14 protein-coding genes are annotated in these 16,544 nt (G+C 50.4%); 1 reads left to right on the forward strand and 13 read right to left on the reverse strand.

The genetic code is table 11. The features are described 5' to 3' along the window. Nucleotide 1: 1 nt before the first annotated feature. The 9 genes from H6585_14770 to H6585_14810 form a co-directional block, all read right to left on the reverse strand. Nucleotides 2-955 carry a T9SS type A sorting domain-containing protein gene (locus H6585_14770; protein ID MCB9449593.1) on the reverse strand — a complete coding sequence of 318 codons (954 nt, stop codon included), beginning with the start codon at nt 953-955 and terminating at the stop codon, nt 2-4. Nucleotides 956-1,009: 54 nt separating this feature from the next. After that, the gene (locus tag H6585_14775; protein MCB9449594.1) at nt 1,010-1,510 is read right to left on the reverse strand and encodes a hypothetical protein; all 501 of its coding nucleotides are present in this window, start codon (nt 1,508-1,510) and stop codon (nt 1,010-1,012) included. Between the two features lie 3 nt (nt 1,511-1,513). Next, nucleotides 1,514-2,770, reverse strand: a complete 1,257-nt coding sequence (locus tag H6585_14780) for a C10 family peptidase (GenBank protein ID MCB9449595.1) — start codon at nt 2,768-2,770, stop codon at nt 1,514-1,516. Between the two features lie 310 nt (nt 2,771-3,080). Further along, a complete protein-coding gene (locus tag H6585_14785; protein ID MCB9449596.1) occupies nt 3,081-3,737 on the reverse strand; it encodes a lipoprotein signal peptidase in 657 nt (218 codons plus the stop codon). Between the two features lie 8 nt (nt 3,738-3,745). Continuing rightward, entirely contained in the window at nt 3,746-4,147 is a 402-nt protein-coding gene (locus tag H6585_14790) for a TraR/DksA family transcriptional regulator (protein ID MCB9449597.1), read from the reverse strand. A 12-nt stretch (nt 4,148-4,159) separates the two neighbouring features. Continuing rightward, nucleotides 4,160-7,573, reverse strand: coding sequence for an isoleucine--tRNA ligase (locus H6585_14795; protein MCB9449598.1), 3,414 nt, complete (start codon nt 7,571-7,573; stop codon nt 4,160-4,162). Between the two features lie 150 nt (nt 7,574-7,723). Next, nucleotides 7,724-8,584 (reverse strand): fructosamine kinase family protein, encoded by an 861-nt coding sequence (locus tag H6585_14800; GenBank protein ID MCB9449599.1) that lies wholly within the window; start codon nt 8,582-8,584, stop codon nt 7,724-7,726. Between the two features lie 65 nt (nt 8,585-8,649). After that, the gene (locus tag H6585_14805; GenBank protein MCB9449600.1) at nt 8,650-10,488 is read right to left on the reverse strand and encodes a carboxypeptidase regulatory-like domain-containing protein; all 1,839 of its coding nucleotides are present in this window, start codon (nt 10,486-10,488) and stop codon (nt 8,650-8,652) included. A gap of 187 nt (nt 10,489-10,675) precedes the next feature. Next, nucleotides 10,676-12,136, reverse strand: coding sequence for a hypothetical protein (locus H6585_14810; protein ID MCB9449601.1), 1,461 nt, complete (start codon nt 12,134-12,136; stop codon nt 10,676-10,678). A 91-nt stretch (nt 12,137-12,227) separates the two neighbouring features. Here H6585_14810 and H6585_14815 point away from each other — a divergent pair, with 91 nt between their 5' ends. Further along, a complete protein-coding gene (locus H6585_14815) occupies nt 12,228-12,923 on the forward strand; it encodes a T9SS type A sorting domain-containing protein (protein ID MCB9449602.1) in 696 nt (231 codons plus the stop codon). A 9-nt stretch (nt 12,924-12,932) separates the two neighbouring features. Here the strand turns inward: H6585_14815 and H6585_14820 are convergent, their stop codons facing one another. Genes H6585_14820 through rnc form a run of 4 tightly spaced genes read right to left on the reverse strand, consistent with a single transcriptional unit; the run spans nt 12,933 to nt 16,479 of the window. Further along, entirely contained in the window at nt 12,933-13,970 is a 1,038-nt protein-coding gene (locus H6585_14820; GenBank protein MCB9449603.1) for a M42 family metallopeptidase, read from the reverse strand. A 17-nt stretch (nt 13,971-13,987) separates the two neighbouring features. After that, complete coding sequence (pyk, locus tag H6585_14825; protein ID MCB9449604.1) at nt 13,988-15,418, reverse strand: pyruvate kinase; 1,431 nt, start codon at nt 15,416-15,418, stop codon at nt 13,988-13,990. Between the two features lie 4 nt (nt 15,419-15,422). Continuing rightward, nucleotides 15,423-15,845, reverse strand: coding sequence for an IPExxxVDY family protein (locus tag H6585_14830; GenBank protein MCB9449605.1), 423 nt, complete (start codon nt 15,843-15,845; stop codon nt 15,423-15,425). 10 nt (nt 15,846-15,855) lie between these two features. Further along, on the reverse strand, nt 15,856-16,479 hold the full coding sequence (gene rnc, locus H6585_14835) for a ribonuclease III (protein MCB9449606.1): 624 nt from the start codon (nt 16,477-16,479) through the stop codon (nt 15,856-15,858). Nucleotides 16,480-16,544 lie beyond the last annotated feature (65 nt).

The following is a 16,544-nucleotide window of genomic DNA, read 5'->3' on the forward strand; positions in this document are numbered from 1 at the left end:
TTTATTGCTTTATTAACTTTTCAATGGACACGACCCTCCTGTCTTTTTCTAACCACACAAGGTACATGCCCTCTGGCAAAGCTGTGATATCCATTTCCGGTTGGCCCACGTTGATTTCCATTTCAGCACGTTTTCTTCCAAAAAGATCGTAAATGGATATGTGCAGTGGCGTGTTGATTACTGGGCCTTTGATGGTTATTTTTCCCGTGGTCGGATTGGGAAATACCTTGACAATTTCCTTGGGTATGGTGGAGAGATTTTTCACCCCATCAGGTGGCAGTACCGCGCAAGCTATCGTATCACTTCCACATGGAGCCTGGTATATGATATCTCCATTGACGGAAAAGCATTCCAGGTTGGTTCCGAAATCAAAAGCTCCATAGTAACAAGCCGTTAATCCCGTGGTCGAACCAATTCCCTCAATGATTGAAAAATAGCTGCACACATCCGTGGTGTCAAAGTTTATTCTCTTTCGGTATGCATTTTCTATTTGCACCGAGTCAACGGATTTAACGATTGCCATTCCCGCAGGAAGTTGCTTACCTAAATAGCCTTTTAAAGTATCTCCCGCCTTGAGGTTGAAGTCATATAATAAGGTATCGGAAGTCATCCATGCTGACCGCCAGAAAACCTTTCTTGCTATGGTATCATCCCTTAGCAAACCCGGGCCTAAACCTGTTGGAGGATTACAGCATGTTCCACTGGTCATCTGCACACCCTCCTCATATACCTTTTTATACCAGTGGCCATCCATCAGGGTATCATTCCCGAGGTAATTCTGTATGTATGCTTGGTCACCACATTGGTGGCCATCCGTGCACACCGAAGACATTCCCCATATCGCATTGCCCTTGGGAAAGGGGTGGTAGACATTCGTCTGACCTTGGGTTGTTACTGAGAATATCAATGCACACAATCCGATAAGCATGCACGTTCGTGTTGGGGTTCTTACCATGGTTCCGAGGATTTTTTAGACATGTGGGATATCGTTGCTGTCGTACACGCGGTATTATTTCATCACTTCAAAAGGAGAATGAACCGGTTGTTCCACGCCATTGTACCATACCTTTGTGTTATAAAAATGGTTGGTTCCCTGTTCCCATTCCGTTGTAATGGTGTCAGTGTCCAGGCTGTCCAGTTGCAGGTACGCAATGGCGGTACCGGTTCTGATTTCACCCGGGGCCGGTTGTCCTTCAGGTTCGGAAAATGTTAATACAGTTAATTGTACGGGAGCAGTTTCTGTTATCAATGCCATGTTTCTGGGAACGTCCATATTCGTATCATAAACCTCTACAATGCTGTCATTGATGAGATAGTACAACCTCATCTTTTCAAACGAATATGACCCCGCTAGAGAAGAATCCAATAAATCATCGCCATTCGCATTCACAAAGGAAATGGCCAAATCACAACTGATCACGTAAGAATCATCTTCCGGTTTGTCTTTATCTTTTTTGCATGCCGATAGAAAGATGGCCATCATTCCCAGAATTATCATGGATCGTTTCATATGTCAGGGGTGAATGTTGATGAGGATATGACTGTCACTATTCAAATTTAAGTTCCCCGGAGTAAAATCGCCATATAGGTACCATCCGTTGTAAAGACCTATGCCATTTTGGTACCATCCCCAGTTCATGCGCAAATAGAAATCTGATATAAACGATGTCTCATACTCGTAATAAGTACCAGGGTTATGAATAAGCACATGCCTGTTCCTGCGGTATCCGTCACATACCCACGCATGGCCCCCGGTACCGTTCAGCAAACTGCCCCGAATGACCACCGGCCATTGGGCATTCATTTGTTGAACAATTGCCGTTGAAGTGGTTGATACATACTGAATGGATGTGGAGTATCCGAAATCGCCTTCAAGCACATTTTCCACTTTTTTTGTCTGCGCACTTGAACCTTCACACCCGTAATCCATGTTCACATCCACACCGATATCGTGTATCAGTCGGGATGTTTCGTTGCTACCTGCGTTATCGGGCATGGCTGACCATGAATAGGAATTGGGGTAATGCCAATACTTCATCACCTGAGCCGTTGCAACTGCCACGCAACCGGCCCAGGCGTGTCCGTTACCGGTTGTACTGCATAGCATATAAGGTACTTGATCGTTATAGCCGGGACCCTGCCCCCAAATGGTTGAAGTGTACGGCCCCTTCTGCTCGTAGACTGTTCCTCCGCTTACAATCTCTTCTTCCCCAATCGGCGGAGCATACCCATCCCATTGCTCCTTGATGTGTACATCCGGTTCATATGCCGGCGTATCGCGGATCTTCCCGATCTTTTTCACCCGTTCCTGCACCCAATCCGTAATCCCGAACGAAGGCGGATTGACGGGGTCGTAGGCAAAGGTGCCTTTTTCCGAGAATGCCAATATGGGAACCTCCTTTTTACTCCCCGACACCACAATGAATCCCGCGGGGTCAAGGTTGATCACATACAGGGCTGCCTGGCCATGTGTGTCATTGATTGCAAATGCCTTTTTCAATTTTTTTCCCGATGCAAATGTTGTCGCTCCCATGGTGTGCGGTTGTTTTGCCGTCACGGAAGGATCATTCAGGAATGCCGCCTGATAGGAGAAGTCCCTCGCAACCTGGAGGGCTGTCTCAGTTGAAACTTCCATACTCTTCCGGATGTCCTTTTCTTTTTTAACAATCGCATCCTTTTTACAGGAAGCCATTACAAGACCTACACCGATGAGTACATATTGCCATTTTCCGGTGAGTTTGAGCTGCATTTTTGGTTGGAATAAATACATTCGGAGGTGGATTTAAATGATTTCATAATGAGAACATTTATAAAGTTCCAACAATATTATTCCATACCGCCACCACAAAAAAGGGACATTTATTGTATAATGTCAAATATAAAAATTAAATAATACACCCTATATATTCACCATAAACCCATGTTCGCATGGATGGGCAGCGCCTTCCACTGTTGCAATGTGGGTGGACATTTCATTCACTTTGTTTGATCCGCCATACATCAATGGGAACAAATACCAACAAAATCCACAAAAGGGGATGGAAAGAAATGGGTAAGGGTAGGATATGGGGAAAAGCAGGCTAGGATGCCGCCGGCGCTTCCTCCACCGCATGCACCTGTTCCTCCGTTTTCAACACTTTCTTCTCATGCGGGAAGAACCGTTTCTGAAAAACCAGGATCAGGAAAACGCCGATGGTGATGGAAGAATCTGCGACGTTGAAGATGGGTCGGAAGAACAGGAACTCTTCCCCACCCCATAGTGGAAACCAATCAGGAAATGTGCCTGACAAGATGGGAAAGTAGAGCATGTCCACCACTTTGCCGTGAAGGAATCCGGCATAGCCACCATCTGCAGGCATGAGGGTGGCTACCTTGTGGTAACTGTCAGTAAAGATCAGGCCGTAAAAGGCGCTGTCGATGATGTTGCCGACAGCACCAGCGAAAATAAGTGAGATGCTGATGATCAAACCGCCCGGAGCCTGGCGTTTGATGAGTCCGAAAAGGTACCAGACAATGGCTGCCACGGCACCGATACGGAAGAGGCTCAGCAGCAGTTTGCCTCCCGGGATGCCCCACTCCACACCGAATGCCATCCCGTTGTTTTCGGTGAAATGCAAGTAGAACCAATGGCCCAGCGCAGGCCATTCCTGTTCCAGGTACATGTGGGTTTTGACCCAAATCTTGAGCGTCTGATCAATCAGCAGCACAAGAAAGATCGTGGAGAGGGCCTTTTTCAATGCACTGTTTACTTGCCGTCGGATTGTTGCCGTTTGGCATCAATGCTGAGGGTTGCATGCGGTACCGCGCGGAGCCTTTCCTTTGAAATCAGTTTGCCGGTTTCGCGGCAAATGCCGTAGGTCTTGTTCTCAATGCGAACCAATGCATTCTCCAAATGCTGGATGAACTTCTTCTGGCGGGTTGCCAGGTTGGCCACCTCTTCCTTGGTCAGCACTTCTGAACCGTCTTCCATCGGTTTGAACGAGTGGTAGGTGTCATCGGTCCCATGGTCATCTTTACGTGAGATGGAACTGCTCAAAAGGTCGAGGTCTTTCTTGGCCTCATCGAGCTTTTCCAGGATCAGCGTCTTGAATTCCTTCAATTCTGCGTCGCTATATCTGTCTTTGGGTTGCTCCGTCTTTTTTGCCATATACGCGAATGGTTAATTGTTCTGATATTTCTCAATCTGTATGCGGGTGGCCAACCCATCATCCACATCCACCAGGATGCTTTGGCCTTCTTCCAGGGAAGGTACGAATTCGAGACTTTCGGCAAGCGTCTCCGAACAAATATATTCCCTGTTGTTTTCGATCGCCTGACGGATCCCGTTGTTTTCCTGGATGCGCAGTGCGATCTTATCCGTCACTTCAAAATTCATGTCCTTTCTCAGGTTCTGGATCTTGTTCACCACTTCCCTGGCAACACCTTCTTCGCGCAGTGCCTCAGTTACGGTCACGTCCAGGGCCACCGTCAGCCGGTCCAAATGGGCAACCAGCCAACCCGGAATATCCTCTGAAAAGATCTCTACTTCCGATAGCTCAACGGTGGCTTTTTCACCCTGGAGACTGATCTCATACGATCCATCCTTTTCCAGGGTTGCAATTTGTTCGGGCGTCCACTGATCAATGGCCGCGGCCACTTCCTTCATGCTTTTTCCGAAGCGCGGACCCAGTTTCTTGAAATCCGGTTTTACCTTCTTCACGATCACGCCCGATCCTTCTTCAAGGAACTCCAGCGTTTTCACATTCACCTCTGACAGCACCAGGTCTTTCACCGCCTCCACATTCTTACGGAAAGCTTCATCCAGCACGGGCACCATGATCCGGTTGAGGGGTTGTCTTACTTTGATCTTTTCTCTTTTGCGCAACGACAACACCATGTGCGATATTTTCTGCGCCAGTTCCATCCGGGTTTCCAGGTCGCGGTCCCTGTATGCGGATTTGCTTTCCGGCATCAGCGAAAGATGGACGGAATCGTGGCTTTCCTGTCCGGTGATGCGGTTCAGGTCGGTATATAAATGATCTGCATAGAACGGCGCGATCGGAGCCATCAGTTTGGCCACCGTGATCAGGCACTCGTACAGGGTCTGGTACGCCGATATCTTGTCCCGCGAATATTCTCCCTTCCAGAAACGGCGACGGCACAGGCGCACATACCAGTTGCTGAGGTGTTCATCCACGAATTCAGCCACCAGGCGTCCGGCACGGGTCGGTTCGTAGTCGGCATAGTGTGCATCCACCTGTTCGATCAGCGCGTGCAGGGCCGACAGGATCCACCGGTCGATCTCGGGGCGCTCTGCCACCGGCACCTGCGCCTCCTTACCTGCAAAGCCGTCGATGTTGGCATACAGCGCAAAGAATGAGTAGGTGTTATAAAGCGTACCGAAGAACTTGCGTTGCACTTCGGCCACACCTTCGATATCAAACTTCAGGTTGTCCCACGGTTGTGCGTTGGTGATCAGGTACCAGCGGGTGGCATCCGGACCATATTCCGCGATCGTTTTGAACGGGTCCACGGCATTGCCCAGTCGTTTCGACATCTTGTTGCCGTTCTTGTCAAGCACCAGTCCGTTCGACACCACATTGCGGAAAGCCACCGAATCAAACAGCATCACGGCAATCGCATGCAGGGTGAAGAACCAACCGCGTGTCTGGTCCACGCCTTCCGCGATGAAGTCGGCGGGGTAGTTCTTTTCAAACAGTTCCTTGTTTTCAAATGGATAATGGAACTGCGCATAGGGCATGGCGCCCGAGTCGAACCATACGTCGATCAGGTCGCTTTCCCGGATCAGTTTCTTGCCTGAATCGGATACCAGCACGATATCATCCGCATAGGGTTTGTGCAGGTCGAACGTGTTGTAATTCGCTTCCGAGAAATCACCCGGCTTGAAGTTGGCCAGGGGATTTTCTTTCATGAAGCCGGCCTCGATCGACTTTTCGATTTCGCTCTTCAGTTCTTCCACGCTACCGATGCATTTGCGTTCCGACTTGTCTTCGCTGGTCCAGATGGGGATGGGAATGCCCCAGAAGCGGGAACGCGACAGGTTCCAGTCGACCAGGTTTTCCAGCCAGTTGCCGAAGCGACCTGTGCCGGTGGCGGCAGGTTTCCAGTTGATGGTTTTGTTGTGTGCGATGAGCTTGTCTTTCGCTGCGGTGGTGCGGATGAACCATGAATCCAGCGGGTAGTAAAGCACCGGTTTGTCGGTACGCCAGCAATGGGGGTAGCTGTGGGCATACTTCTCCACCAGGAAGGCTTTGTTGTCTTCCTTCAGTTTGATGGCGATGCGCACATCGGTGGGCTTGTAATCGGGTTGATCGGCCACGCCGGGCGCTTCGTATTCCGCCTTCACGAACATGAGTGCGAAATCCGTCACCTCCTTCACAAAGCGGCCTTGCTTGTCCACCAGCGGCACCATGGTTCCGTTCTCATCCTTCACCAGGATGGAAGGCACGTTGTTGGCCTTGCTCACGCGGAAGTCATCGGCACCGAACAGCGACGCGGTATGCACGATGCCGGTACCGTCTTCGGTGGTTACGAAGTCACCGGGGATCACGCGGAACGCTTCACCTTCGGATTCATCCGGCTGCACATACGGCATGAGTTGCTCGTATTTGATGCCAAGGAGTTGGGTGCCGGCGAAGGGGTTTCCCACCTGAGCGGGGATCAGTTTATCACCTTCGTTGTAGTCTGCCAATGCAGCTGCCTGGGCATCCGCATTGAAATATTTTCCAACCAGTTCTTTTGCCAGTACAACAGACACGGGTTTGAAGGTATACCGGTTGAAGGTTTTCACCTTCACGTATTCGATCTTCTCGCCTACGGCCAGTGCACAGTTGGACGGCAAGGTCCAGGGTGTGGTGGTCCAGGCGAGGATGCGAACGTCTTCGTCTTCTTCCGAAAAGAGAAACGCCGACCGTTCGTTCTTCACTGCCTTGAACTCGGCGATGATGGATGTATCCTTCACCTCGCGGTAGCACCCCGGTTGGTTCAGTTCATGGGTACTCAGGCCTGTGCCGGCAGCCGGTGAATAGGGTTGTACGGTGTATCCTTTGTAGAGCAGATCCTTTTCGTACAACTTCTGCAGCAGGTTCCAGACCGACTCGATGTAGGAATTCTCGAATGTGATGTACGGATGATCCAGGTCGACCCAGTATCCGATCTTGCGGGTGAGGTCGTCCCAGATGTCTTTGTATTTCAACACGCCTTCGCGGCAGGCCTGGTTGTACTCGGCCACGGAAAGTTTCTTGCCGATGTCTTCTTTGGTGATGCCGAGGCTTTTCTCCACGTCCAGTTCCACGGGCAGTCCATGGGTGTCCCATCCGGCCTTGCGTTCCACCATGAATCCTTTCATGGTTTTGTAGCGGCAGAAAAGGTCTTTGATGGTGCGGGCCATCACGTGGTGAATACCCGGAAGGCCGTTGGCAGACGGCGGGCCTTCATAAAAGGAAAACGCAGGCGCATTTTTCCTTTCCGCGATGCTGCGGCGGAAGGTGTCTTCTTCTTCCCATCTTGCAAGGATCCTGCTGCCGATGGCGGACAGGTCCAGCTTTTCGTATTCGGTGTACTTCTGGTTCACAACGGTGTTGAAAAAAGGGTAGCAAATATACCTTTCCGGCGGCAGAAAACCAATAGCCGTGCGGCCGCGTGCCACAAGGGTTTGCGGTACCCGTTGAGAATGTGAGAAATCCACCGGTCGGGTAAGTAGAAATCCAGGCTGTTGGCACGTTCAGGAATAATGGCCTGCTATGTGGCGTACCTGGGAGGCATAACCGCTTCCGAACAGGTTCACGTGCACCAGGAGGGGGTACAGGTTGCAGAGATCGGTGCGCGATTCCCAGTCCGGTTCAAGAGGGTGCGCTTCGTTGTAGGATGCATAGAAAGCCGCATCAAAACCGCCGAAGAGCCGGGTCATGGCGAGGTCCATCTCGCGATGACCGTGGTATACGGCAGGGTCGATCAGGCAGGGTTGGCCTTCGGGGCCAATGAGGTAATTGCCGCTCCACAGGTCGCCGTGCAGGAGTGCAGGTGGCTCATCGGGGAAGAGCTGCGGCAGGCGATCCATCACCCCATTCAGCAGGCTGCAGGTGGGTTGATCCAGCTGCTTGCTGTCACGTGCCATCCGGATCTGTGGTTGCAGTCGGGCTTCCCGGAAAAAGTCGGCCCATGTGTTGTGAGGGGTGTTCGATTGGGGCAGGGAGCCAATGTAATTGTCGTGATCCAGTCCGAAAGTCGGGTGGGTATGTTGATGAAGCCGGGCCAGTTGTTGTCCGAATGTTTCCCAGAAATTCGGGGCAGGTCTATCTTGTTCCAGGTATTCGAGGATGAGGAAATCTTCGCCGCAATGGATCACTTCGGGTATGCGGATGGCGCCGGTGCGTGCCAATATCTCCAGGCCCCGTGATTCGGCTTTGAACATGCCGGGACAGGCCTTTGCGTCATTCCACTTGACGAAGAAAACACCCAGGTTGGTTTCGATGCGACATGCCTGGTTGATGGAGCCACCGGAAAGGGGGCGGGTGCTCAGCAATCGGATATCCCGGCCGGTGGCATCGGCCCATGGTGAGATGTGGTATTCCGGCGTTTGCATGGGCACCGAAGATAAAAAAAGGGGCCCGAAGGCCCCCGTGTTTGCTCTGACGAATTACAAACACTTTATTGTTTCCGGATGACGGCAAACTGGCCGTCGGAAATGGTGCTCATGGAACCATCCTTATGGTTTTTGAATGTTCCGTAAAAAGTTCCGTACATCATGTCACCTACCTGTGGAATTTGATCAATCGTTACGGTAATATCCTCACCCGTGAACAAAACCGTATCATTCTCATTGCTTATGTCAGCTAAATTGAAATAGGCAACGCATTCGTTGTTTACGGAGTTATAGGTACCTGCAGCATTGTTATAAATCCTAAGGAAGATGGAATTCCTGGATATCGGATCGTAGACCGAGATATCTGTCAAACCTGTGGTAATCCGCGCTGTGGCCGTCGGGTCATTCCCATAGTCAGGAATCAGTACGATCTTCTGATGGTTATACACACCACCATCGATCATGAAACTATTATCCGTTTGGGTGATGCACGCCGACAAATCACCGACATTGGTCACCGTACCTGCGGCACCTGTGGTGATTGCCATGGTTTGACTTACCTCACCTGTGACGGTATATCCTGTTATTTTACAATTACCATTCGGTTTCGTTTGCGCCAGGTACTCTCCATTCTGTGTATGCACGGTCATCACCGGATGGCTACTGGAGACTTGGGGATCGTAATCGTAGACAAAGTATACCGTTCCATCTACAGGCAACCCTGCGCAACTGGTAAGCTTGCCGCGGATGATGGCAGGACAATCAGATATGATCAGGTCCGGCAGGGTATACACTTCGTTCTCGTTCAGCGGTCCCACGACAACGGTTTGACTACTGGAACCCCATGCATATGCATAAATATCCAAGGTCATACCTACCGGGAATCTTACCTCGTACTCACCTTTTCCATTGGTGGTGCCGCCCGTAATACCAAAATCGGTTCGTTTTATCTCCGCACCTTCAACCGGATTCCCCTGGCAGTCCAGTACCCTGCCGCGAATGATGGCGGGTGCATAAGGTTGGTCACAGTTCCACCAGGTGAAGTGTTTCACGTTGCCCACGTAGGCACTGCCCTGGAGGGTCGCCTGGCCTTCTTCCTTCCATATGCCCAGGCTTTCATCGAAGTACCAGAGGGGAATGGTGGATGGTGCGCTGGCTTGCAAGGCCGCAGGAACCTCCACCGTGAGGGTTACCACTTTGCCTTCCTTCACCTGCAGCGGCTGGCCGGAAGTACCTGTCAGTTCCACGTTCAGCATGCCGAAGGATTCAAGTTGCGCTTCGCTGCCGTCTGCTCTTTCTGCTGCCAGGTCACCGGGGATCAAGTCGCCGAAGTGTTCATCGCCGGGAGCCAGGTACTGCACCGCAATGTTCACCGTACCTGTGTAATTGTTGCCGTTCGCATACACCAAAGATGAAGAGGGGAATGACAGACCGGATCCGTTGGTCAGGTTCACGTCACCTCCACTCTGGGCGTCTACGGTATATGCGGGCGTGTTCTCTACCAGTGTCAGGTACACGGTTTGGGACGCTCCTTCTTTTGGTATGAATGCACGGAATGCCTTGAAATAACCCGGCTTTTTCACCATCACCATGGCGCGGTTCGACGGTACGCTCACGTCATGTATTTGAAACAGACCATTGGCATCCGTAGTGGTTTTTACTCCGCCCAGCGATACCTCTGCATTGGCTACCGCATGTTGGTTGACATCATACACCGCCCCGATGGCGCCTGCACTTACGTAGGAAGTGTTACCACCGGTGTGCGGCAGGTTGGTGTGGTTCTCGATCTCGTCCTTCCTACACGAAGTGACGAACAGCATGAGCAGCACCTGGGCTGCCAGCAAGGTCATTGCGCCGAAACGCCTGCCCTTTTTCATGCGGTTAAGTTCATTTGTTGTTTTCATGTGTTTCTTTTTTGGTTATCACCGGTACAAAAATTCATCACGCAGCCGATGATTACCAGTTGACATCAAAACAAATATTACACATCCAAAATATCACATAACACATCAATATGCCGATGGAATGGTGATATATTGACGCAACTAAATGCATCAATATCTTACACTTCCTTATTGTAAATAAATGGATTTACTGGAAAGAGGGCATGTTCCCGAAGGAATGCCGGACCCAAAGGTTGTAGTTGATGAGGTCCTGTGTTTCGGCCTGGTCATCGGAGATGGAAAGTACGACGCGCACATTCTGGCGGATGCGTTGGGTGACTTTTCCGTTTCCTCCTCCGGTCTTCAGCAAGCTCACCATGGCCTTTTCCCGGGCCAGTTCCTCATGAGACAGCAGGTGTTTGAATTCTCGTTGCACCTGGTTCATGCGGTAGTGTACCAGCTCCCAGTCCTGCGCTTCGTAACGGATGATCCCTTCCAGCACGGAAATCTTCAGGCGAAATGCCTTGTCGAGTTTTTCGAAACCGTTTTGCCGCACCATGGTGGCAATGGATGAAATGGCTTTTTTATGCTGGCCTTTTCCATGGTAAGACAGGGCCAGGTTCAGATAGGTGTATACCACATGGAAGGGTTGTTTGGAAATCACCTTGTTCTTTTTGATGTCTTCCAGGATGGCAATGGCCTTGTCGAGATCGAGGTGGGAATAGTTGTTGACAAGAATATTGAAATAGTTGAAGAGGTATTTTTCCTGTAACGATTTGCCCTGACGATCGAGGATGGACTTCAGTTCTTTGGCCCATGTGAGTGAAGCCGTATAATTTTTTTCTTTGATATGCGCATTGGCCAGGTAGATCAGCATTTCAATCTCTACATCCTTGTTCTCTCCCGACAACCATTTTTGTTTACGGAAAGTGGCCAGGGTGGTGGTCAGGTAATCGGCCAGTGCCTTGAATTGGTTTTGTTGCATCAGCAACCTGCTGATGCTTCTGTACATGCGGAAATTGAATGCCGGGGTTTGCTGCAGTTCTTTCTGCTCGCCATATTCGTCGGTGACTTTCCTCAACAGGTGCACCATGGCATCTTTCTCCACCGAGAAGTTCTGAGCTTTTTTGATGCGGTGACGGACTACAGCGAGGATGTCGTCGAATTCGCGCGCCCGCAGCAAGTCGGACCAGTTCTTTTTCCGGAGTTCGATGTAATGTTCAGGGTTCACCGCCAGCGCTTCATCTGAGATGCTGATGAATTCATTGTAGATCATGTCCAGCGTTTCATGCAGCGATTGTTCCCGTGCCTTTCTTTCTGCCTTCCGCAGAAAGAAAACCGCCACATCCGAAAGCATTTTGCTTTTGAAATGCCTGGCCAGTAGCAAATAGTGGAAGGCAGCATTGAAATCGGAAGCATGCTGGTTTTGCAACACCAGGCTTTTCCCGATCTCCTGTACCAGGCGGTTGCGCAGCCTGTAGTGCGCATTCTGTTTGCCGTTATTTTGCTTCCCACCAACCGTATTGGGTTCTCCCCCTGATCTTCTCAATGCATTTAGAAGGGTCACATCCCTGCGGTCTTTTCCTGGTCTTGTACGCGTAAGATATATCTTCAGGAATCTGAGTTCTTCCTTGGCCAGCGACGCTACAATTTGTTCAAGAATATCCAATTTGAATGCGTAATGTTTTTACAAATATACATGGCGGCTGCAAATAAGTTTATATAACTTGATCCCGTTTGAGAATTTGAAAACATTTACCATGAGGCGCACATTCAATATACTTTGCTGGATTGTTTTGTTGACAGTTTCCGCTGTGCGGGCGCAGCCCGTACTTGGCATGTCACCGGTTTTCAATGTTTCCCCCAACGATTCGGTGTACATACCTGATACGCTTGTTTACGATGTGTACGTGCGCAATGTGGGCAATACGACATTCAGTGGCAAAATAAACCTGAATGTTGGGGTACAACCGGACAAGGCACCATCCCTCACGATCATATTGGTAGATACTTCCCTGGCGAACGTCACGGGGTTTGCGCCGGGTGACAGTTTACCCGCCACACTCAGGTTTCCTTGCGACACGCCGTCATTTGACATGGATATCAACACCGTGGTGATATGGCCGGTATCCGGAACGCCCGGCACCATCACGCAGGATAGCCTGAAAGACACCATCTTCGTTTATGGCTTTTCAGGGATTGGCCCGCATGACCGGTTCTTCGATCATCCCGGCATCCTGTTCCCGAACCCGGTGGGAAGCGGGAATACCGTATACTTTCAAACAAAGGAAAAGCCCCGGCACGTCAGGATTCTGGATGCTTACGGTCGCATTGTACGTGACGATGCATTGCGGAATGGTTTGATCGACGTCGGAGATCTGCCGCCTGCCCTCTACCTGGTGGAGATCGATTTCGGCAAAGGGAAGATCGGGATGGTCCGCCTCATGCGGCTATAACACGGGCTGTCAGAATTCCCACTTGTATTTGTCCAGATCCTGTACACTGTGGACCAGAAGAGAAATCGCCTGGTCCACATCTTTTTTGTGCACCATTTCGATGGTCTGGTGGATGTGCCGTGTGGGAATGGACACGGCACCGGAAATTGCACCACCCGGTGTCATACGCTGAATGCCGGCGGTATCGGTTCCTCCTGCCGGCAGTATCTCAGCCTGCCACTTCACCTTGTACTTATCGGCGGTTTTTTTCATGTAGTCCACCATGCGGTAATCACAGATGGTACTGGCATCCATCACCTTGATGGCGGCGCCACCTCCGAGTGAGGTCACACGTTCATAATCGCGTGCGCCCGGAACATCGAAAGCGATGGTGGTATCCAGGCCGAATCCGAAGTCGGGTTGGATCTGCAGCGACGCCACAGACGCCCCGCGGATACCCACTTCTTCCTGAACCGTAAATACACCATAGAGGTCGTAAGGGAGGTTCTTCACTTTCTTCATGGCCTCGATGAGGATGTACACCGAGATGCGGTTGTCGAGCGATTTGCAGCTCACGCATTCGCCCAGTTCAATCAGGTCGCGGTCGCGGGTGATGGTGTCACCCACTTTCACGTACTTGTCCACTTCTTTTTTGGGCATGCCCGTATCGATGAAATATTCCGTGATGGGCACCACTTTGTTGCGGTCTTCGGGCGACATGATGTGGATGGGTTTGCAACCTATGACACCGGGTATTTCTTTCTTTCCGTGTATCCAAACCCGCTGCGAAGTGAGCGTTTTCGGGTCGAAACCGCCCAGGGGATGGAACCGGATGAAGCCGTTGTCATCCACCAATGTGGTGATGAATGCGATCTCATCCATGTGGGCGGCCACCATGACCTTTTTACTTTTCTTCCCTTTGATGAGAACGGTCATGTTGCCCATGTTGTCGACAGTGATGGCATCGGCAAACGGTTTCAGTTCGCGTTTTACGATTTCCCGGATGGGTTGTTCATGCCCGGGTGCGCCCGGTGTTTCGGTAATTTCCTTCAGCAGTTGAATATTCATCTCAAATGTGTTTTGGCTTAATCAACACGGCTCAGTTTCATCATGTTCGTGCGGCCTTTCTCGCCCAGCGGAATGCTGGCAATGTTAATGATGAGGTCCCCCTCATTCACGTAGCCGTGCTTTTTCAGGAAGTACTTGATATCGGCAATGGTATGGTCGGTGCTAATTTCTTTGTCATAAAAGAACCCTCGTACACCCCACACCAGGTTGAGCATGCTGAGGATGCCCGGATTATCCGTGAACACGAAAATGTTGGCATCAGGCCTGTGGCTGGATAATTTGAATGCCGTGTAACCCGAATGGGTCATACCTACGACAGCCTTTGCGCCTGTACGTTGCACCACCTTGCACGCGCTGTAGCAGATGCTGTCGGAAATGAACGTTTCGCTCTGATCATTCGAAGGCGGGTATTCGTGGTTATAGATATCCGAATTCTTTTCCACATGTGTGATGATCGATTGCATGGTTTCGATCACTTTAACGGGAAATTTCCCCACCGAAGTTTCTCCACTGAGCATGAGTGCATCGGCGCCATCCATGACTGAGTTCGCTACGTCACTTACTTCAGCCCTTGTGGGATGAATGTTCTGGATCATGCTTTCCATCATCTGCGTGGCGATGATGACCGGTCTGGAATGGCGAAGGCATTTGCGCACAATTTCTTTCTGGATCAGCGGTACTTCCCTGATGGGAATCTCCACACCCAGATCACCTCTGGCCACCATGATGGCATCGGTTGCCTTGATGATGTTGTCGATGTCTTCTATGGCTTCGGGCTTTTCTATTTTTGCCACCACCCGTGTTTTGCGGTTGTGGGAGGAGATGATGTGTTTCAGCTCAAGCACATCGCTGGCGGAGCGGACAAATGAAAGTCCGATCCATTGCACGTTCATCTTTAGTGCAAACTCAAGATCTTTCAGGTCTTTTTCCGTCAAACATGGCAGTGAGATCTTTGTGTTGGGCAGGTTCACACCCTTCTTGGGGTAGAGCTCGCCTCCGTGTAACACCCTTGCTTTTACCGTTTGTCCGTTTTTTTCGGTGATCTTCAGCAGGATCTTTCCATCGTCGATCATCACCGTTTCATCCACCTTCACATCCTTTACGAAAGAGGGGTATCGAACGCCGATACGTTCAGCGGTACCCACGATGTCATCCGTGGTCATTTCCAGTTCCCGGCCTTCCTGGAGCAACACCATTCCGTTCTCCACTTCGCCTATCCGCAGCTTGGGGCCCTGCAGGTCAGCAAGAATGGCGATGTAATAACCCATGTCTTCATTGATGGCGCGGATGTTTTTGATGATCTTTTCGTGTTCTTCATACGAACTGTGGGAGAAGTTGAGCCGGAATACATCCACACCGGCTTTTACCATTCCTTCCAATACTTCGCGACTGGAAGACGCTGGTCCAACAGTGGCAACGATTTTGGATTTACTTTGAATTTTTCTCATGATGTCAAATCAATAAATTTTGTGCAGATTTCAATTCATTCGGATCCAGTTGAAAAGCCATCTGCACGTTGGCGATCTGTTTCAGTTTACCGATGATCTCCCTGAATCTTTTTTCCGGCATGTGCCCTTTGACCATCAGGAAGTAATCTGCCTGTTTGGCTTCGGGCACAAGCATTCCCTTTGCATTTCGATTGCAAACGATGTGGTAGGTCACATGGTCTTCAGGATCATCAAATGTATAGAAAGAAAATGAATTCCCTTCCGATCTGGCACTGGGAAAGATTTCCAGGTCTTCCGTTCTTTCCAGTGTGAGGTTCAGTTCCCTGTTCACAGCCCAGCATAGACGGTAATCTTTAAGCGGGCTGCTGATACCGGCCAGAAGAAAATCAAAGTCATCATCCAGGGTCAGTATCTTTTTCTTGGCCATGTGGTTGTTGTTATTCCTTTGCCTCCAGTTTCTCGAGTGCCTGGTGGGCAGCGTCAAATTCGGCGGCTTTTTTGGATGTTGCGGTGGCGCTACCCATGACCTTTCCGGCCACGATGACCACCACATCAAACAGTTCCTTCCCGTCTTCAGTAACCTGTTTTTTGCTCCTGAATTGCACGGCACATTTTTCCCGTTGGCTCCATTCCAGTATGCGGCTTTTGGCATTTTTCTTCCAGTTGCCCATTTCTTCGGGGTGGATATATGTGGGTACCAATGCGTGAATAATTCCTTTGCAAGTTCGCTTATAACCCCTATCGATATAGAGCGCACCGATCAAGGCTTCAAATGCATTACCCGCCATGGAAGTGGATGGAAGATCGGAATCTGTTTCGTGGATTAACAATTCATGAATTCCCATTTCCAGTGCGATGCGGTTGAGGTTGTCTCGCTTCACCACCTGCGCCCGAATCTCGGTCAGTTCTCCTTCGGTCTTATCAGGAAAGATGGTGCACAGGTAGTCTGCAACCACCGCACCCAAGACCGCATCCCCTAAAAACTCAAGCCGTTCATTGCTTTGGGCACCGTTTCCCTGTTGCTGGCTGAACGATTTATGGGTCAGCGCCTGGTGATACAACGCCAGGTTACGGGGTTTTACGCGGAAAATAGATATAATGAATGTAGTGATAACTTTGGTCCTGG

This window comes from Flavobacteriales bacterium, assembly GCA_020635855.1.
Classification (GTDB): Bacteria; Bacteroidota; Bacteroidia; order JACJYZ01; family JACJYZ01; genus JACJYZ01.